Source organism: Chitinophaga sp. YR573, from assembly GCF_900110995.1.
GTDB lineage: Bacteria > Bacteroidota > Bacteroidia > Chitinophagales > Chitinophagaceae > Chitinophaga.
On record NZ_FOJF01000001.1, the window covers coordinates 2,549,025 to 2,566,990 of the forward strand.

General features: G+C 42.9%; 13 protein-coding genes and 1 tRNA gene. 7 read left to right on the plus strand and 7 right to left on the minus strand.

Going from position 1 to position 17,966, the window contains the following annotated elements; translation table 11 throughout:
* Positions 1–59 precede the first annotated feature (59 nt).
* The gene (locus tag BMW86_RS10655; protein ID WP_089781632.1) at positions 60–368 is read left to right on the plus strand and encodes a hypothetical protein; all 309 of its coding nucleotides are present in this window, start codon (positions 60–62) and stop codon (positions 366–368) included.
* Between the two features lie 359 nt (positions 369–727).
* On the opposite strand, the gene BMW86_RS10660 is transcribed toward BMW86_RS10655, so the two are convergent.
* The 4 genes from BMW86_RS10660 to recQ all read right to left on the minus strand — a co-directional run bounded on the left by BMW86_RS10660 (position 728) and on the right by recQ (position 6,728).
* Positions 728–3,004 carry a toxin-antitoxin system YwqK family antitoxin gene (locus BMW86_RS10660; protein WP_089781634.1) on the minus strand — a complete coding sequence of 759 codons (2,277 nt, stop codon included), beginning with the start codon at positions 3,002–3,004 and terminating at the stop codon, positions 728–730.
* A 587-nt stretch (positions 3,005–3,591) separates the two neighbouring features.
* Positions 3,592–3,664: transfer RNA gene (locus BMW86_RS10665), tRNA-Phe, on the minus strand.
* A gap of 84 nt (positions 3,665–3,748) precedes the next feature.
* Positions 3,749–4,516, minus strand: a complete 768-nt coding sequence (locus tag BMW86_RS10670) for a DUF3050 domain-containing protein (protein WP_089781636.1) — start codon at positions 4,514–4,516, stop codon at positions 3,749–3,751.
* Positions 4,517–4,526: 10 nt separating this feature from the next.
* Positions 4,527–6,728: a DNA helicase RecQ gene (gene recQ, locus BMW86_RS10675; protein ID WP_089781638.1), complete on the minus strand. Its 2,202-nt coding sequence runs from the start codon at positions 6,726–6,728 to the stop codon at positions 4,527–4,529.
* Positions 6,729–6,960: 232 nt separating this feature from the next.
* On the opposite strand from recQ, the gene BMW86_RS10680 reads away from it, so the two are divergent.
* The 3 genes from BMW86_RS10680 to BMW86_RS10690 are packed head-to-tail and all read left to right on the plus strand — an operon-like array spanning position 6,961 to position 10,224.
* Positions 6,961–7,935 carry a KpsF/GutQ family sugar-phosphate isomerase gene (locus tag BMW86_RS10680; RefSeq protein WP_089781640.1) on the plus strand — a complete coding sequence of 325 codons (975 nt, stop codon included), beginning with the start codon at positions 6,961–6,963 and terminating at the stop codon, positions 7,933–7,935.
* A 1-nt stretch (position 7,936) separates the two neighbouring features.
* Positions 7,937–9,028, plus strand: a complete 1,092-nt coding sequence (locus BMW86_RS10685; protein ID WP_089781642.1) for a mannose-1-phosphate guanylyltransferase — start codon at positions 7,937–7,939, stop codon at positions 9,026–9,028.
* A gap of 14 nt (positions 9,029–9,042) precedes the next feature.
* Positions 9,043–10,224 carry a methionine aminotransferase gene (locus BMW86_RS10690; RefSeq protein ID WP_255372899.1) on the plus strand — a complete coding sequence of 394 codons (1,182 nt, stop codon included), beginning with the start codon at positions 9,043–9,045 and terminating at the stop codon, positions 10,222–10,224.
* A gap of 79 nt (positions 10,225–10,303) precedes the next feature.
* On the opposite strand, the gene BMW86_RS10695 is transcribed toward BMW86_RS10690, so the two are convergent.
* The 3 genes from BMW86_RS10695 to BMW86_RS10705 all read right to left on the minus strand — a co-directional run bounded on the left by BMW86_RS10695 (position 10,304) and on the right by BMW86_RS10705 (position 13,157).
* Positions 10,304–10,984, minus strand: coding sequence for a carbonic anhydrase family protein (locus BMW86_RS10695; protein ID WP_089783636.1), 681 nt, complete (start codon positions 10,982–10,984; stop codon positions 10,304–10,306).
* A 30-nt stretch (positions 10,985–11,014) separates the two neighbouring features.
* On the minus strand, positions 11,015–12,637 hold the full coding sequence (locus BMW86_RS10700; RefSeq protein WP_089781647.1) for a SulP family inorganic anion transporter: 1,623 nt from the start codon (positions 12,635–12,637) through the stop codon (positions 11,015–11,017).
* 229 nt (positions 12,638–12,866) lie between these two features.
* A complete protein-coding gene (locus BMW86_RS10705) occupies positions 12,867–13,157 on the minus strand; it encodes a hypothetical protein (RefSeq protein WP_089781649.1) in 291 nt (96 codons plus the stop codon).
* 325 nt (positions 13,158–13,482) lie between these two features.
* Here BMW86_RS10705 and BMW86_RS10710 point away from each other — a divergent pair, with 325 nt between their 5' ends.
* The 3 genes from BMW86_RS10710 to feoB all read left to right on the plus strand — a co-directional run bounded on the left by BMW86_RS10710 (position 13,483) and on the right by feoB (position 17,957).
* Positions 13,483–13,815, plus strand: coding sequence for a PadR family transcriptional regulator (locus tag BMW86_RS10710; protein ID WP_089781650.1), 333 nt, complete (start codon positions 13,483–13,485; stop codon positions 13,813–13,815).
* A gap of 43 nt (positions 13,816–13,858) precedes the next feature.
* Entirely contained in the window at positions 13,859–15,619 is a 1,761-nt protein-coding gene (locus tag BMW86_RS10715) for a PspC domain-containing protein (RefSeq protein WP_089781652.1), read from the plus strand.
* Between the two features lie 202 nt (positions 15,620–15,821).
* Positions 15,822–17,957, plus strand: a complete 2,136-nt coding sequence (gene feoB / locus BMW86_RS10720; protein WP_177189218.1) for a ferrous iron transport protein B — start codon at positions 15,822–15,824, stop codon at positions 17,955–17,957.
* Positions 17,958–17,966: the final 9 nt, after the last annotated feature.

The window sequence follows — 17,966 nt, forward strand, 5'->3', positions numbered from 1 at the left end:
ACGGATAATGGTCACGTTTTGAGATCCGGGATTGTCTTATAAGCACAAAAAATCAAAAAATGAAAATCGTAAAAGTAACCTATACAGTAAACGCAGATTTTGCTGCCAGGAATCACCAGAATGTAAAGGAGTTTGTCAAAGATATTGAAGCATTGAGGAACCCGGCAATCCGTTACATCAGTTACCTGGGAAGTGATGGTAAAACATTTACCCACATCGCGACTTTCGATAATGATGAGGCACAGAAACAGTTTCTGGAGCTACCATCTTTTAAATCGTTCCAACAGCAACGTAATGGCAGCGGGCTGGAAGCTCCGGAAAGTTTAGAGATTGTTACAATTGTGGCTGCGTCCTATAAAATCTTTTGATAGCAGGACTTTAGTTCTCTAATAGGGGTGAGAACCGGTTGAATAAGGGCTTTAAAAGACAAAGGGGTCCATCAGAGGATCTTTGTTACTCATCTATAACTCAACAGGAGTCGAAGGGTGAAACCCTTGTGAGATAAGCATTCAATGTAACTGCAAATGCACTAAAACAGTAAAAGCTGCCCTTTGAGCGGCTTTTACTGTTTTAGCGGAAAGGGGCGGGGAGATGTCGAATTTTTTACAGGATTTTGAAGAAATCTGTAAGAAGTTAAATACTTATTGATGTTTTCAGGAAAGTTCGAATCCAGTCGCCCTAACTAAAATAATCAATATTAGTCATTGTATATACTATATGGATTAAACTATGAATTTGCTGCTTCCGCCAGTTGTATAAGTGCAAATGCATCGTGCGGTAAACCATAAGAGTCGAACACTTCTTTGTGGTTGATGAAGCCGGCTGGATCGTTCAATACCACATTGGCAGCCGCCAGCAGGGCTTTTTTCCTGACAGGTGTTATATTTTCCAGAGCGGATTTAACATTTTCAAACAGGATGGCGAAAATGGCCTGAAGGTGAGTTCGCTGTTCCCGGGATTCCACCATGGGCAGTGCATCTATTACTGGTTCTATGTTCTTTGCCAGTGTCTTTGCCAGTGCTTGGGGATTGGCTTTTGCCAATACAGTCATACTGTATGTCTGCACGTTACTATAGCCAATGAAGGGTCTCATACTAAAAAAGTCTTCGCTGATAGGTCCGGAGTTGGCCAGTGCAACCAGGATCTCCGCCAGCCATTTGTCTTCCGCCTTTTCCCGGGTCGCCAGCACAAGTTGGCCTGCCAGGGCAAACCGGAGAAAACTGTCTGTTTCCGTATTGAAAGCAGCAGAGAAAACCTCCACCAGTTTTTTGTTCTCCTTTCTGATAGTATAAAATGCACACAGGCTGAATATGGCATATCCCCTTCTTACACGTGAATGAGCAGTGTTTTGCCATTCCTGCATCAGAAATGGTTCGGTTTCTTCTATTTTGCCGGCGAGCACCAGGAGGTATTGTGCCTTCCGGGCAACTTTTTCATCTGCACCAGTAGCCCACTGCATAATAAGCGGTAATGAGGATTCAATATTAATAGCTGTGATCAGTTTTTCATACATCTTTTCCTCTGTACTTATGTAATACAGTTTCAGTACGTCATATAAGAATTTACACAGACGCTGTTGAACAGCAGGCAAATGGTTATATAAAGGCAGCATGCGCGCCAGTATATTGGCTACCTGGTAGGTGGCTTCATACACACAGTCCTGGTGTTCTATCTGGAACCAGATAATGTCTCTGCTAATATTGGCAACATGCTCATCTTCGCACAACATACCATTGATGGCTATGGGAAGTTCTTCCCCGCCGTCCATAGCCGTTTCAATACCCTTCCAGTCTACTTTGTCCAGTTCTTTCTGTAAATACGGCGGTATTTCCAGGGCATTCAGTTTGTTTTCGGCATTGAAGCTCTTATTAGCTTCATGGAAATTGGCTACAATGGTTTCCCAATCGGGTTGAAGGTAATGCACGTCATAACCGGACCAGCTTTCTAGAAAGACTTCCCAATCCGGCCACTTTTTGTTGGCCTGTTCATCACGTACCGGCATGCTTTGCTGTGGATTTCCAGTTGCGTCATACAACCGCCATACGCCTGTATTATCTCCATTGGAAGTATAATCGATGAGAGTGGTGCCATTTTCAGCATAGTATTTTATGCTAACCGGAGGCTGGGTACCATCTTCAGCCATGATACCTTCATACACCAGTTTACCATTATAATGTCTTCTATGGTGGAATTTAGTCACCTCTTCGCTACGTACGGAGTAAAGCAGTTTTCCGGTTTGGTCAAAAAAGGTGTGCTCTGTATCTTTTTGATCGTTTCGAAAAACGATATAAGTTTCAACTACCGGTGGTTCTATGTTTTGGTAATAAGAGCTTTTTATCATGCTATAGGCATCGTATACTGTCGAAGTCTTAAGCATGCCCTTATTATACTCATAACTTTCCACTACTTTGCCGGTTTCGTTGTAAAGCTGTTTTACAACGAGGTTACCATTCAGGTCCCACTGCAGGTATTCGCCAATAAATTTACCAATACGGGCATCTATAGTACACATTACCCAACCGGTTTTCCTTAATGGCATTCTTGTGAAATGTGCCCGTTCAGGAACCGTTGCCGGACGTGCAGGTGCCGGATCGCCATTTGAGCTTACCAGGTTGCTTTGTTTATCAAAATATCGCTTTGCATTGCAGATGCCATCTTCTACAAAGTCAAATTCTGCCATCCATACATTGGTGGCTTCATCGGGAGCACCGGGATAGAAAGCAACAGTAGACGTATCGCTTTTAAAATACCGAACAGTGCCTAGCCATTTGCTATCGCCATACCAGTCGCCTTCCTGCGCGAGGGTGCCATCGGGGTGAAAATAGTGTACGCGGTACGGCGGAATGCCGTCATTGTATTCAGTTGTAGCTCTAAGGTGTCCCTGGGCATGCCATTGTTTCCACAATCCTTTCTTTTCTCCTTTTTCATTTTTCTCACCAAGGGCCCATTGATTTTTTTGTTCGTCATAAATAGCTGCTTCGGGAACGTTTGCAGGTCTTTCCATTTGATAGAGGGTTTAATTTTATAGACTTCAAAAATGCACATTTAATGTAAAAGGAATAACAATCAGACTACTACAAACGATCTACATAATATCAATGGCATACAACAATACTTCATAAAGACCCACAAGAAGCAGCAGGGATCAATCATTTGTAGCAGGGCCCATTTTCTACATTCATGGGGGCCGTATGTACTTTTGAACACCTAAAGACGATAATATGGAACAGAACGCCTGCCTTTTTAGAGAAAACCTGATGGTCGCATTTTATGGTAGTCGCTCTTTTGGAAAGATGGTGCTGTAGGATCTAGTGGACCAGGTGAAATGGTTAATATTTTCTCCGTGAAATAAACATATCAACAACTGCATTAAATCGGCAATGTTTAGGGTCCTATATTTACTATGTAGTCATTATAAATCTGTTCATAGGATGGCAAATCGGAAAGACGGAGGCAACGGATATTGTTATCCGGTTCATGCAGCTAATGCAAGATGTTCTAATAATCACTGCACAAACCAAATCTGCTGAAACCCGCTATCAGCATAGCACAAAAAAAAAGAGACCACATTTCTGTGATCTCCTTTGAAGGTGGTGTGAGGCGGGATCGAACCGCCGACACAAGGATTTTCAGTCCTTTGCTCTACCGACTGAGCTACCGCACCATCTTATTTTTAAGCCCCTTCCTGTGAAGGGATTGCAAAGATAATAAAATTCAATATTAACTTCCAAATATTCTTCAATCAAATTTATACCGGAACACTTATTTCTTCCAGAATACCGTTCCACAAAGCCTGCCTTTTTTCCAGCGCCACCTTTGATGCGGCTGCCGCTTCAGCCCATTTCCGGGCATCGTTTCCACACAGTTCCTGTACCATTTGCATACCTAAATGACTATGATGATCTCCATCCACTTCTATATGTCTTTCCAGGTAATATTTGAAAAGACTAATCTGTCCGGGGAATTGTTTATCAAGGTCATTTACCAATGCGAGGAACATATCCGGAATCAGGTCTTCCCGGCCGAAAGTAAATACGGCAGCCTGAACATGTACAGGGGCATTAGCGATCAGATCGAAAGTATATTGTACAAATGATTTTGCAGCAGAAGGTAAAGATGCAATTACTGAATCAAGAGAATGTCCCTGTTGAATCTGAAGGATGCAGTTGCGGATACCCTGTGTATCTGCGCCCACCTGTTCCATCGCCTGCAGGTAAAGTTCAAAATGACTTACCCTTGTGCCATCCGGTGCTACATCACTTTCTTCTCCTGTAACAATCTCATTGATCAGGAAGCGTGTAGCCGCACTACCTACAGGAACCCAGGGAATGCTGGTACAGGTAAGATGTAGCTGTAAAGATTTAAGCAGAGACATGAAATCCCAAACGGCAAATACATGATACTGCATGAATACCCTGATATCGTCCATGCGCTGCATGTGACTATAAAGCGGATGTTCTACTATGGTTTCCCTTACGGGAGCTATCGTTTCTTTTATTTGTTGAATCCCGTTCATCTAAAAAAAATTAGTTGCCATATACAACCAGGAACTTAATACGCATCAGCTTCAATTGTTCAAGCGTATAATCACCATCGGATAATTCTTCACGAGCAAGCGCAAGACTGGATGTTTCACATCCTTTAAAGTATTCCATTATCTCTTCCTGTGCATAATCGTCCAGCTCTTCATCAAGACAATAATCCAGGTTCAGTTTGGTACCACTGGCTACAATAGTTTCCATTTCATCCAGAAGCTGGGAAGTAGTTAATTCCTTGTTCTTGGCAATGGTTTCCAGTGGCATCTTTCTGTCGATGTTCTGAATAATAAATACTTTAAGACCACTCTTGTTCACCACACTCTTCATCACGAAGTCGTCCGGTTTTACAATATCGTTTTCCTCTACATATTTAGAGATAACATCTACGAATTGTTTACCATACCGAACAGCTTTTCCTTTACTTACACCCTGGATCTTTTCCAGTTCCTGTACAGTAGTAGGATATTGAGTAGCCATGTCTTCCAGAGACGTTTCCAGGAAGATGACAAACGGAGGCAGATTCTTTTCTTTGGCTACTTTTTTACGCAGTTCCTTCAGCATCTCAACCAGCACAACATCCGCAGAAGCCTGAGCTTCAGCCGCTATTTCCTCATCTTCTCCGGCCTCTTCATCAAACTGATGATTCAGCGATACCATGATGTTATAAGGTTCTTTCAGGAAGGCATGGCCTTTCTCTGTAATTTTCAGCAGACCATATTCTTCAATATCCTTTTCTATGAGGTCTTCCAGCATCATCTGCCGGATCAGTGAATTCCAGAAGTGAGCATCAAACTCTTTCCCTTCACCAAATACTTCCAGCTGATTATGCTGGAAAGTAGCGATCTGAGGATTAGCCTTACCTGTAATTACATTCACCACATAGTCACTGCCAAAGCGCTCTTCCAGAGAGCGGATCGCTTTCAGCACAATTACCACACGATTCTTTACTTCTATCTTCTCTTTTGGATTACGGCAGTTATCGCAGGCACCATTACAGTTCCCTTCTTCATACTTTTCACCAAAATAGTGGAGGATTACTTTCCTGCGGCAGGCAGAACTTTCAGCATAGGCAACTGTTTCATTGATCAGCTGTGCGCCCATTTCTCGCTCACTAAGGGGTTTATCCCGCATGAGGTGTTCCAGTTTCTGCACATCCTTATAGGAATAGAAGCAAACGCATATGCCTTCAAGGCCATCACGACCGGCACGACCAGTTTCCTGATAGTAGTTCTCAAGGCTTTTGGGAATATTGTAGTGTATAACGAAGCGCACATCCGGCTTGTCTATACCCATACCAAAGGCGATGGTAGCCACGATCACGTCTACATCTTCATGCAGGAACTGATCCTGGCGCATAGCCCGGGTATTGGCGTCCAGTCCGGCATGGTAGGCCACCGCTTTAATATTGTTGGCCATCAGCATGTCAGCCAGCTCTTCCGTCGTTTTCCGGTTCAGGGTATATATGATACCGCTTTTGCCTTTATGAGAGTGGATGAACTTGACGATCTCACGGATGGTCTGATCTTTCTTACGTTTGGGACGGATCTCGTAGTACAGATTGGGTCTGTTAAAAGACGACAGATAGATCTGGGGATCCCGGAGTTCCAGGTTCTTCACGATATCGCTTTGTACCTTGGGGGTAGCAGTGGCGGTAAGGGCGATGATAGGAAGATCACCATTGATCTGTTCTATCATTTCCTTTAAACGACGGTATTCAGGACGGAAATCATGTCCCCATTCTGAAATACAGTGCGCCTCATCCACGGCGATAAATGAGATATCCAGTTCCTTGAAAAAGTCCAGGTTTTCCTGTTTGGTAAGCGTTTCAGGTGCTACATATAGCATCTTGGTCTTACCGGAAGTCAGGTCGGTCCGTACTTTCTTTATCTGTGCTTTGGACAGGGTCGAATTTAAAAAATGTGCCACATTGTCCTTGCTGCTGTATGAACGAACCAGGTCTACCTGGTTTTTCATTAACGCGATCAGCGGAGAAACAATAAGCGCACAGCCAGGACTCATCAATGCCGGTAATTGATAACACAGGGATTTACCCCCGCCAGTTGGCATAATAACAAAAGTATCTTTACCGGCAAGAATATTCTTGATGATGATTTCCTGATTTCCTTTGAAGGAATCAAACCCAAAGTGTTCCTTTAATGCATCTATCAAACTTACCTTTACAACAGCCATTGCATTCAATATTTAAACAATAAACTCTAAAGAAAAGTAACAAATTATGGATATTGTTTATGTGTTTTTTAGGGGACACGAAGTTAGCTAAAAATGCGCTGCTCTGCAATTAAATTTATCCTAAAGGATGTCTTAACAGCTTTTTAGGATATAAGAAAGAAGCACATCTATTATAAATTTAGGCAATGCATTCCAATTAATCTCCTGAATCCTAGTTAACTTTGTGATGCTAATGAAAAACAGAACGGTTATAAATATAGCGGAGATAGCAAAACGGACACTCCGGCTCGAGGCTGAGGCAATAGATGATTTACAGCAGTACATAAACGCTGATTTTGAGCAGGCAGTAGAGCTGATTGCTCATTGCCCCGGCCGTCTGGTAGTAACCGGCATTGGGAAAAGTGCAATCATTGCACAGAAGATAGTAGCTACGCTTAATTCCACGGGAACACCAGCGTCCTTCATGCACGCTGCAGATGCCATTCACGGAGATCTGGGAATGATCCAGGAAGAAGATATTATCCTCTGTATCTCAAAAAGCGGTAACTCTCCGGAAATCAAGGTATTAGTACCACTGGTAAAGAACTTTGGTAACAAGCTGATTGCCATGGTAGGGAACGCTTCATCTTTCCTTGCCGGGGAAGCAGATCTGATCCTGGATACAACAGTAGCCCAGGAAGCCTGCCCCAATAACCTGGCGCCTACCACCAGCACTACAGCACAACTGGCAATGGGCGATGCCCTGGCAGTATGCCTGATAGAATGGCATGGCTTCACAGCAGGAGATTTTTCAAAGTTTCATCCTGGAGGAACACTGGGTAAAAAGCTATATTTAAAGGTGGGAGACCTTAGCCGGCAACATCAGGCTCCATATGTGCAACAGGAAAGTGCCTTAAAAGAGGTAATTGTGAATATCTCATCTGGCATGCTGGGAGTAACAGCAGTACTGGACAAAGATGGAGCATTAGCCGGTATTATCACTGATGGTGACCTTCGCCGTATGCTGGAAAAGGAAATTCCGGCAAACAGCGTTACTGCAAAAGATATCATGTCCACACATCCGAAAACTATTCAAAAGGATGAACTAGCCATCAATGCACTTGAAATGATGCGCCAGCATGATATTACACAACTACTAGTTTTGGAAGATAAACGCTATATTGGTATCATTCATTTACATGATTTAATCAGGGAAGGAATTATTTGAGATGACAAATGTGAACAGGCATTATTATGTGGCCATTATGGCCGGGGGAATAGGGAGCCGATTCTGGCCCTATAGCCGCACAGATTACCCCAAGCAATTCCTGGATATTCTCAATACCGGGAAGACATTATTACAATGGACCTTTGAAAGGTTCTTACAGTTTATTCCACAGGAAAACATTTTCATAGTTACTCACCAGCACTATATTTCGAAAGTAAAGGAACAACTTCCTGGTCTGCCGGTAGAGAATATAGTATGTGAACCTTCCCGTAAAAATACAGCACCCTGCATTGCTTATATTTCTCATAAGATCCATAAACAGGATCCCAAGGCAAACATTATTTGTGCGCCGGCAGATCATCTTATTATGGACCCTATGTCTTTTACCACCACCTGTCTGAACGCACTGATGTTCGTGCAAAAGCATAGCGCCCTGGTTACACTTGGTATAAAGCCAACACGCCCGGATACAGGTTATGGATATATACAGCACGAAACACAACAGGTAGCTGATAATGTTTACCCGGTAAAAACCTTTACCGAAAAGCCCAATCTGGAGCTGGCAAGGACATTCCTGCAAAGTGGTGACTTCCTCTGGAATGCCGGCATTTTTGTATGGAATGTGAAAACCATCCTCACTGCTTTTAAAACATACTTACCGGAAATAGATGAGCTGTTTGAACAAAGTGTGGCGGTATTAAATACCCCGGAAGAAAAGAAAGCAATAGAAACAATTTATCCGCAATGCTCCAATATCTCCATCGATTATGGAATTATGGAAAAGGCAAATAATGTATATGTGATCCCTTCCAATTTCGGATGGAGCGACCTGGGAACCTGGGCATCTGCTTACGAAAACCTGGAAAGAGATGATTCCGGTAATGCCGTGCAGGGAAAGAATGTTATGCTGGTAGATGCTACCAATTGTATGATAAAAGCACCTCAGGATAAACTATTGGTAGTGCAGGGCCTGGACGAATTCATTGTAGTGGATACTACAGATGTGCTGCTGATCTGTAAAAAAGAAAATGAGCAACAGATCAAAGAATACGTAGCAGAGGTAAAAAGAAATAAAGGAGAAAAATACCTTTAAATAGGGCAGATTAGTTGCGAATTATTAATTTCAGAAACAGATTCAATAATTCGCAACTGATTATGTCTAAATTACCGAATGTAGGAACCACCATTTTCACTGTCATGTCTGCCCTGGCGGCACAACATAAAGCCATTAATCTCTCACAGGGTTTCCCCGATTTTGATTGCAGCGAAACATTAAAGCAACTGGTAAATGAAGCCATGGAACAAGCCCATAATCAATATGCGCCCATGCCCGGTATTATGCCATTACGCGAAGCAATAGCAGAAAAGATCAGCAACCTTTACGGACAAAATATAAATCCGGATACTGAAATCACCATTACACCCGGAGGCACGTATGCTATTTTCACAGCAATAGCCACATGTATTGGTCCTGGTGATGAAGTGATCATTTTTGAACCCGCCTACGATAGCTATATACCCAATGTACTGGTGAATGGTGGTGTGCCGGTATTAATCCCGCTTTCTTATCCTGATTATCATATCGACTGGCAACTTGTACGTAGCCGGATTACTCCCCGTACCAAAATGATTATGCTGAATACTCCACATAATCCTACCGGCAGTATTTTAACGGAAACAGATATACAGGAACTGGAAAAACTGGTGGCAGAATTTAACATCTTAATATTATCAGATGAAGTATATGAACACCTGGTGTATGATGGGGCAAAACATCTTAGCATACTGCGTTACCCGGCATTGTTCCGCAATAGTTTTGTAACCTTCTCTTTTGGAAAAGTATTTCACATCACAGGCTGGAAGATGGGTTACTGTGTGGCTCCGGCCCATCTGATGCAGGAATACCGTAAGGTACATCAGTACCTGTGTTTCTCTGTCAATACTCCTATGCAGTATGGTATAACAGGGTTCCTGAAAACACCGGAACACTATCTTTCCCTACCCGCATTTTTTCAACAGAAGCGGGATCATTTCCTGCAACTGATGGCAGACACCCGGTTCACTCCTTTACAGTCGTATGGTAGTTATTTTCAGCTGATGCGTTATGACCGTATTTCTGATGAAGGAGATAAAGATTTTACTATCAGGATTACAAAAGAGTTTGGAGTAGCCAGCATCCCCGTATCCGCATTTTACCAGGATGGAAAAGATGATCATGTGGTACGTTTCTGTTTTGCGAAGAAAACAGAAACACTGGAAAAAGCAGTAGAAAGACTCCGGAAGATATAAAATGAAAAAGCCGCTCCAGAAAAAGAGCGGCTTATCCTTTGTATATGACTACAAGCGTAGCTTGTTCCTTTGTTCAACCTTAAACAGCAACAGCTTCGTGCTGTTCCCGGAAGTTCTCCCTGCCTATAACAAGGGTGTTCTCCAGGAAAGTCACAACTCCTGTTTCCACATCGTATAAAGCACCCACAATACCTATTTCGCCATTCAGGATCATATTACGCAGGATATGACTCTGTTCCATGATAGCCTGTACAGAACGTTCCGTGTGGATATGTGTTACTGCTTCTACAAATTCAGGATTGCTGGATGTTCTGTTTTCTTTAACCGTTTTTTCTGCATACACGGAAGGCGTGATTTTATTCAACAAACCAGTAAGGTTACCCATTTCTACTTTATCACATGCACCCTTGATAGCGCCACATTTGCTATGACCGAGTACCACTATAAATTTGGAACCGGCAACATTACAAGCATATTCCAGGCTTCCCAGTACATTATCAGAAATGACAGCACCAGCTAAACGGATGCTGAAAATATCTCCCAGTCCCTGATCGAAGATGAGTTCTGCAGAAGTGCGGGAATCCATACAGCTCACGATAGCTGCCATTGGCCATTGACCGTCGCGGGTATCGTTCACCTGTTGCAGCAGATTACGATGCAGTTGCAGATTATCTACAAAACGGGCATTACCGTTTTTGAGCAGGTTCAGCGCTTCTTCAGGAGTAATAGATTTCTGTGATATTTTATTTAATGTTTTCATTTTTTTCATTTTAAGGAGATGAATAAACAATTAATTCAATTGCAACTCTTTTAACAATTGCTTGTGATTACCAGTTGAAATTGTATGGACATGTCCGCTTCTTAAGGCTGCCTCATGTCCGGCATCATCTGTGTTAGCGATCTTGTATGCTTCTTTGAATCCTTTCAGCACAACAAGGATGTTTTTCTGTGGTGCTTTTACATCTTTAAATTCACGAATGCTTTCCAGCACGTCAAAATCTATGTATGTTGTTTTGCCGGCGTCAATGATCACGGTTGTATTTTCCGGCATATGATCCAGTGTAAGCAGGATGCTGGCTTTATTCAGGAAGGATACTTCCTCTGCCAGTTCCAGGCGGATGCTGTCTCCATTCTTGTATTTCTCTTTGCGGAAAAAGTAAGAACTCTTGATATTACCTCTTAATATGGCGAAGACACTAACGATCATACCCAGTGCAATACCGATCAGCAGATCTGTAAATACGATAGCAACCACGGTTACCAGGAAAGGAACCCACTGGTACTTACCATTTTTAAACATTTCTGTGAATATGGAAATCTTACACAGTTTATAACCGGTTACCAGTAACACAGCTGCCAGAGTGGCCAGCGGTATTTTGTTTAACAATACAGGGATCAGTGCAGTACATATCAGCAGTAATGAACCGTGTATAATTGTAGACAGTTTAGACTTACCACCTGCATTGATATTGGCAGAAGAGCGCACAATTACAGAGGTGACAGGTAAACCACCTACTAATCCACTTACTATGTTACCGATACCCTGTGCTTTCAGTTCCCTGTTAGGTGAAGTATACCTTTTCAGCGGATCCAGTTTATCCGTTGCTTCTACATTCAGCAGTGTTTCTACAGACGCAACAATTGCAATAGTTGCGGCAGTGATCCATACTTCCTTATTACCAATAGCGGTGAAATCCGGTGTGGTGAATTGTCCCACAAAAGCATTGAAGCTATCCGGTATTGGAAGGCTTACAAGATGAGAGGGCGCAATTGCCAGCGGACTACCGATGGAAATGAACAGTGCATTCAGTCCGGCCCCTACAATTACAGCTACCAGAGCAGAAGGGATGATTCCTGCTTTAGGTATTTTGTTCCAGTAAAGAATGATCAGTATGGAGATAGCGGTAATTAATATGGCACCGAAATGAACATGATTCAGTATTGATAATAAGGCGATCTGGTTGTTATCATCGTCGGTCATACCACCTGCATCATACCCGAAAGCATGAGGCAATTGTTTTAATATGATGATGATACCGATAGCCGAAAGCATACCCTTGATCACATTGGATGGGAAGTAGTTGGCTACTGTACCGGCTTTTATTATTCCCAGCAGGAGTTGCATACCACCACCAATCACCAGTGCCAGCAGGAATACATCAAATGCGCCCAGTTTGGTAATCGCTGTTAACACTACAGCTGTAAGGCCGGCAGCAGGGCCGCTTACACTCATTTGTGATCCGCTTAATGCGCCAACCACAATACCACCGATTATCCCGGCAATCATACCGGAGAATAAAGGAGCTCCGGAAGCCAGCGCAATACCCAGGCATAACGGAACGGCTATCAGGAATACAACAAGACCTGATGAAAAATCACTTTTTATATTGGCAAAAACAGATGGCTTACTCATAGTACAAAGGAATTGACTGTTCCGGCAGGGCATAGCTATACCTGTTCGCTAACGTGGTAAAGCAAAGTCCTGCGGACACTAATTAATTAATAAAATAAATAGAGAAAAACGAGGCGACATACGAATGGTATGCACCAGAAGGTGGTAGTTTATAGCCTATAACAGTTAATGACAGTCACATGCGGACGCATGCATAATAAATGAATGTAGTTAAAAGACTATAAACAGATTAGCAATTGGGTGGAGGGCAGTGGATCTCTCTTGCAGGGCCCAGAGGAATTTCTGCAAAGAAATTGTAATGAGTACTGGTAAAGAATAATGATGGTGCATATTGGAGAGAGGGATCGTATACCTTTAAGAACTTAAGTTCTTTAGTAAGCTTAACGAGGTCACTGCAACCATCTACCGGATGTTCTTCAACAATCTGGTTATTAAACAATAATCTTCCCATCTCCTTTATTGGAAGGAGCTGTGTACTCATCAGTACCAGAAGAAATATGCCTAAAACCTTTTTCATCATGTTGTTACAAAAGTAGGTAAGCGAAATTTACTTTGGTAAATATACGGATTAAAAAAATGTTAAAAGAGGTTTAAGCAGCCAACCCGGTTCATTTCATCCCGATATATTACCGTTCATCACAAACAGCCAAACTTACTTATATAAGTAAAAATGGTCTTAAAGCTTTGATAGTGGCTTTATCACCACTGCAAATCTGGTAGCCTTCTAAGCAAGTTATTTTGCTTTCTATGGTATTGTGTATTGCATAGTAGTATGTTTTCTCTATCTTTGTATTGTAATTATCAAACACCAATGTTTTATATGTTTTTAATAAAGCTCACTTGCCATGAACATAGATAACACACAATCACAGATGAGAAAGGGGGTGCTGGAATTCTGCATTCTCTCTATCATCAAGCAAGGCGAGGCTTATCCTTCAGACATTATTGAAAAAATGAAAGAAGCAAAGCTGGACACCCTGGAAGGGACCCTTTACCCGCTACTAACAAGATTGAAAAATGCAGAGTTGCTCACATACAGATGGGTAGAAAGCAGCTCGGGGCCCCCACGTAAATATTTTTCCATGACCGAGAAAGGAGAAAACTTCTACAAGGAACTGGAAACAACCTGGAACGAGCTGGCCAATGCAGTCCATCAGCTCACAAGTAACAAAGAATAAATCCATCCAAATACCACAACCTTAATTAAACATTGATCAGCAAATGAAAAAGATTATTAATATAAACCTGGCCAGCCGCCTTATTCCCATTGAGGATAGCGCATATGAGATATTGCGGCAGTATCTGGACAGTCTGAAGCGGTACTTTGCCCGTGAAGAAGGAGCTGATGAGATTGTAGGGGACATTGAAAGCCGTATAGCAGAATTATTCCAGGACACACTTAAGAAAGGCGCCCATTGTATTACCGATGAGGATGTACAGGCGATGAAATCTGCCATGGGTACCCCGGAGCAGTTTGATAGCGCATCAGATGCCGGCACACAAACAAAAGATTTCGCACAGGAGTCTTTATTTGATAAAGCCCGCCCGCGTAAACGCCTGTACCGCGATCCGGACAGTAAAGTACTGGGTGGTGTATGTGGTGGGCTGGGTGCTTACCTGAACGTAGACCCCGTTATCTTCAGAATTATCTTTGCCTTACTGGCAGTAGGTGGTTTTGGTACCGGTATCCTGATCTACTTCATATTATGGATGGCTACTCCCGAAGCGAATACCGCTACGGAAAAACTGGAAATGAGAGGAGAACGCATAGACGTTAACAATATAAAGGCTACCGTTCAGGACGAAATCAACGCCATGAAAGGTCACCTGAAGAATGTGGGGGAGGACGTGCGAAATTTTTCTCAGGGCCGGGGAAAACAAGTTGGTAATGATATAGAACGCTTTTTCCGTAGCCTCTTCGGAGGATTGGCAAAAGCGATCGTATTCCTGACTAAAGGTTTCTTTTATTTCTTTGCTGCCATCATCCTGCTGGTATTGTTTGTCACAGGAATCATGATTGCAGTTGCTTCTCCGGTCCTTTTCCCGCTGAAAGACCTGCTACTGTCAGGCACTTTACAAAACCTGATCTTCTGGCCAACCCTGTTTTTAGTGATTGGAGTTCCGATCGTAGGGCTGATCGTATTCTTCATCCGCAAAATGACCGGGATAAAAGAAACAAACCGTTATGTAGGATACACCCTTAGCTTCTTATGGCTGGTAGGCGTATTCGGTACAATACTGCTTGTTGTATCTGTCGGGAAGGATTTCAGGGCCGGTTATGGTTATCCTGTAAAAGAAAAAATTGCAATCATGCAACCTTCTCACGGAAAGCTCGTCATTAAGAAAGGGGAAGATATTGTTGATGTGGATGATATGGGGTTTTTTGACGGGAACCTTCGTATGACAGAGGATACTGTAATTATTGGGGATGTGCGGATAAAAATGGAAAAGAGCCCGAATGATAGCTTCCAGGTAGAAGTACAACGTACTTCGCGTGGCCGGAATATCACTCAGGCGAGAATGCTGGCACAACAAATCAGTTTCCAGGTTACACAGCAGGATTCAATTCTGTATCTGCCATCAGGATTTTCAATTCCCCGGAATTCTAAATATCGTGGTCAGCGCCTTGTTGTAATCATCAGGGTCCCGGTAGGTAAGAAAGTGGATATTGATAATGATGTATACGATCATTATCATTTTATCAGGGACTGGAACGATGATGACTTCGATAATGAGAACCAGGAACATGTGGAATTGAAAATGACCACAGACGGGGTTAATAGCATTCACATAGAGAAGAACACCAATAAGGAGGGATTAAAAGAATCAAAGGATTCTCTGGACAATAGCTATCATTATAAAAGTCACGAAAAACAAAATACCACACCCATAGACGATAGTGGGGATCATTCTAAGCCAGCAAAAGACACCGAGATGGATATTGATGTAGTTTTCAATAGTCTGTACAACCTGATTAAGTGATGAATAGATATAGTCAGTTGCTGATCAAATATGTTTATCACAATAAGTTCAATAGTTAAAGAAATGAAAATTACCACGGTTTTTACCGTGGTTTTTCATTTAACATAGTCTTTGCAGAACTTTTTCCCGATATGATAACAGCCCTCCCGTATTAATTCATAGTTTTGCTTTTTTAATCGTTTTATCAGGATAAGGATAAGGAATGCTGCAGGCAACAAAAAACGCATCGATTAATATTGCGCTGGTAGGAAATCCGAATAGTGGGAAAAGTTCGCTGTTTAATGCATTAACTGGCCTTAACCAGAAAGTGGGTAATTTTCCAGGGGTAACAGTAGATAAAAAAACAGGTAGTGCCAACATCTCTGCCAATCTGCAAGCCAATATCATTGACCTGCCAGGTACTTACAGCTTATATCCTAAAGGTGCTGACGAATTTGTAACCTACGACGTGCTGGTAAATCCTAACGGAGAACAGCCAGACATGATCCTGATCATTGCCGATGCAGCCAACCTGAAACGAAACCTCCTCTTTTGCTCCCAGATCATAGACCTTAAAATACCGGTAATTATCGGCCTTACCATGATGGATATTGCCCGTAAAAAGGGAGTGGAAATCGATGAAGCCGGTCTGGAAAGAGAACTCGGCGTACCCGTAGTAACCATCAATCCCCGCAAGAACAAAGGACTCGTAGAACTGAAGAAAACGATAGAGCTGCTCTCCAAAGAAAAACATGTGGCTCCTCCCCGTGATTTTATAGACAGCCGTACACTGGCACCGGAAGTATTGCAGGTGGTTAAACAATTCGTAACTACCCGTAGTGATTATGCCGCCCTGCACATGGCCGTTAACTACCAGGAACTATCATTCCTGAACGGTGGACAAAAACTGGCCATTACCAACGCGATCCAGGAATACCACTTCAATAAAACCAAAGTGCAGGCAGAAGAGATCATGCAGCGATATGCCCGCATTAAACATATTATGAAGATAGCGGTAGTGGAAGCCGATCCGTTACAAAAACAATTGCAGACAGAAAAGCTGGACAATCTCCTGCTGCACCGCTTCTGGGGATATGCTATCCTGATGGGTGTAATGTTCATCATGTTCCAGAGTATTTTCTGGCTGGCATCCTTTCCTATGGATTGGATAGAAGCTGCCTTTGGTGCATTGAGCGGCAAGCTGACAGATATCCTGCCCGAAAGCCAGTTAACAGATATCCTGGTGAAAGGGGTTGTTGCCGGATTGGGTGGAATCGCCGTATTTGTTCCGCAGATCATGATCCTTTTCGGGTTTATCACCATCCTGGAAGATACTGGTTACATGGCCCGTATCAGCTTTCTCACAGACAGGCTGATGCGTCAGGTGGGTCTTAACGGTAAATCCGTAATGCCCCTGATCAGTGGGGTGGCCTGTGCCGTACCGGCTATTATGGCTACGCGTAATATTGAGAACCGTAAGGAGCGTCTGATCACAATTATGATCACGCCTTTAATGAGTTGCTCTGCCCGCCTGCCCATTTATACTATAATGATCGCCCTGGTGATCCCCAATAAACCATTCCTTGGCATCCTCAATTTACAGGGGCTGGTAATGATGGGCCTATATCTTTTAGGATTTGTAATGGCATTGATTATTGCTGCCATCATGAAATTCTTCATTGCTATTAAGGAAAAGAGCTACTTTATTATGGAGCTGCCGGTGTACCGGGCTCCCCGCTGGAAGAATGTAGGTACTACCATGGTACAAAAGGCGAAGATCTTTATTACGGATGCCGGTAAAGTGATCATGGTCATTTCTGTAATACTCTGGTTCCTGGCCAGTTATGGACCTACAGAGAAAATGCACGCGGTTGATACAAGATATGAACAGCTTACGACTGCTAATCCTGCACAAAAAGATGAGCTGCTGAGAGAAAAGGAATCAGAGAAACTTGCTAATTCCTATGCAGGTATATTAGGTCATGCTATTGAACCAGCTATCCGCCCGCTTGGGTTCGACTGGAAAATAGGCATTGCATTGATCACCTCCTTTGCTGCACGTGAAGTCTTTGTAGGCACAATGGCTACATTGTACAGCGTAGGGGAAAACCCCGAAGATAATGATGCCACTCTCAGGCAGAAAATGAGCGGCGCTACCTGGAGGGACGGCCGCCCTGTATACACATTGGCCAGTGGGTTGTCCCTGATGTTGTTCTATGCTTTTGCCATGCAGTGTATGAGTACGCTGGCGATAGTGAAGCGGGAAACGAAATCATGGAAATATCCTGCTATACAGTTTGTTTATATGACGGCCCTTGCTTACGGCTTTAGCCTGCTTGCTTTCCAGTTATTTAAATAGGTATTACGA

What these genes read in the sequence shown, in the direction of transcription:
- BMW86_RS10655 (WP_089781632.1), top strand. Translation starts at nt 60, where the DNA reads ATGAAAATCGTAAAAGTAACCTATACAGTAAACGCAGATTTTGCTGCC.
- BMW86_RS10660 (WP_089781634.1), bottom strand. Translation starts at nt 3,004, where the DNA reads ATGGAAAGACCTGCAAACGTTCCCGAAGCAGCTATTTATGACGAACAA.
- BMW86_RS10670 (WP_089781636.1), bottom strand. Translation starts at nt 4,516, where the DNA reads ATGAACGGGATTCAACAAATAAAAGAAACGATAGCTCCCGTAAGGGAA.
- recQ (WP_089781638.1), bottom strand. Translation starts at nt 6,728, where the DNA reads ATGGCTGTTGTAAAGGTAAGTTTGATAGATGCATTAAAGGAACACTTT.
- BMW86_RS10680 (WP_089781640.1), top strand. Translation starts at nt 6,961, where the DNA reads ATGAAAAACAGAACGGTTATAAATATAGCGGAGATAGCAAAACGGACA.
- BMW86_RS10685 (WP_089781642.1), top strand. Translation starts at nt 7,937, where the DNA reads ATGACAAATGTGAACAGGCATTATTATGTGGCCATTATGGCCGGGGGA.
- BMW86_RS10695 (WP_089783636.1), bottom strand. Translation starts at nt 10,984, where the DNA reads ATGAAAACATTAAATAAAATATCACAGAAATCTATTACTCCTGAAGAA.
- BMW86_RS10700 (WP_089781647.1), bottom strand. Translation starts at nt 12,637, where the DNA reads ATGAGTAAGCCATCTGTTTTTGCCAATATAAAAAGTGATTTTTCATCA.
- BMW86_RS10705 (WP_089781649.1), bottom strand. Translation starts at nt 13,157, where the DNA reads ATGATGAAAAAGGTTTTAGGCATATTTCTTCTGGTACTGATGAGTACA.
- BMW86_RS10710 (WP_089781650.1), top strand. Translation starts at nt 13,483, where the DNA reads ATGAACATAGATAACACACAATCACAGATGAGAAAGGGGGTGCTGGAA.
- BMW86_RS10715 (WP_089781652.1), top strand. Translation starts at nt 13,859, where the DNA reads ATGAAAAAGATTATTAATATAAACCTGGCCAGCCGCCTTATTCCCATT.
- feoB (WP_177189218.1), top strand. Translation starts at nt 15,822, where the DNA reads ATGCTGCAGGCAACAAAAAACGCATCGATTAATATTGCGCTGGTAGGA.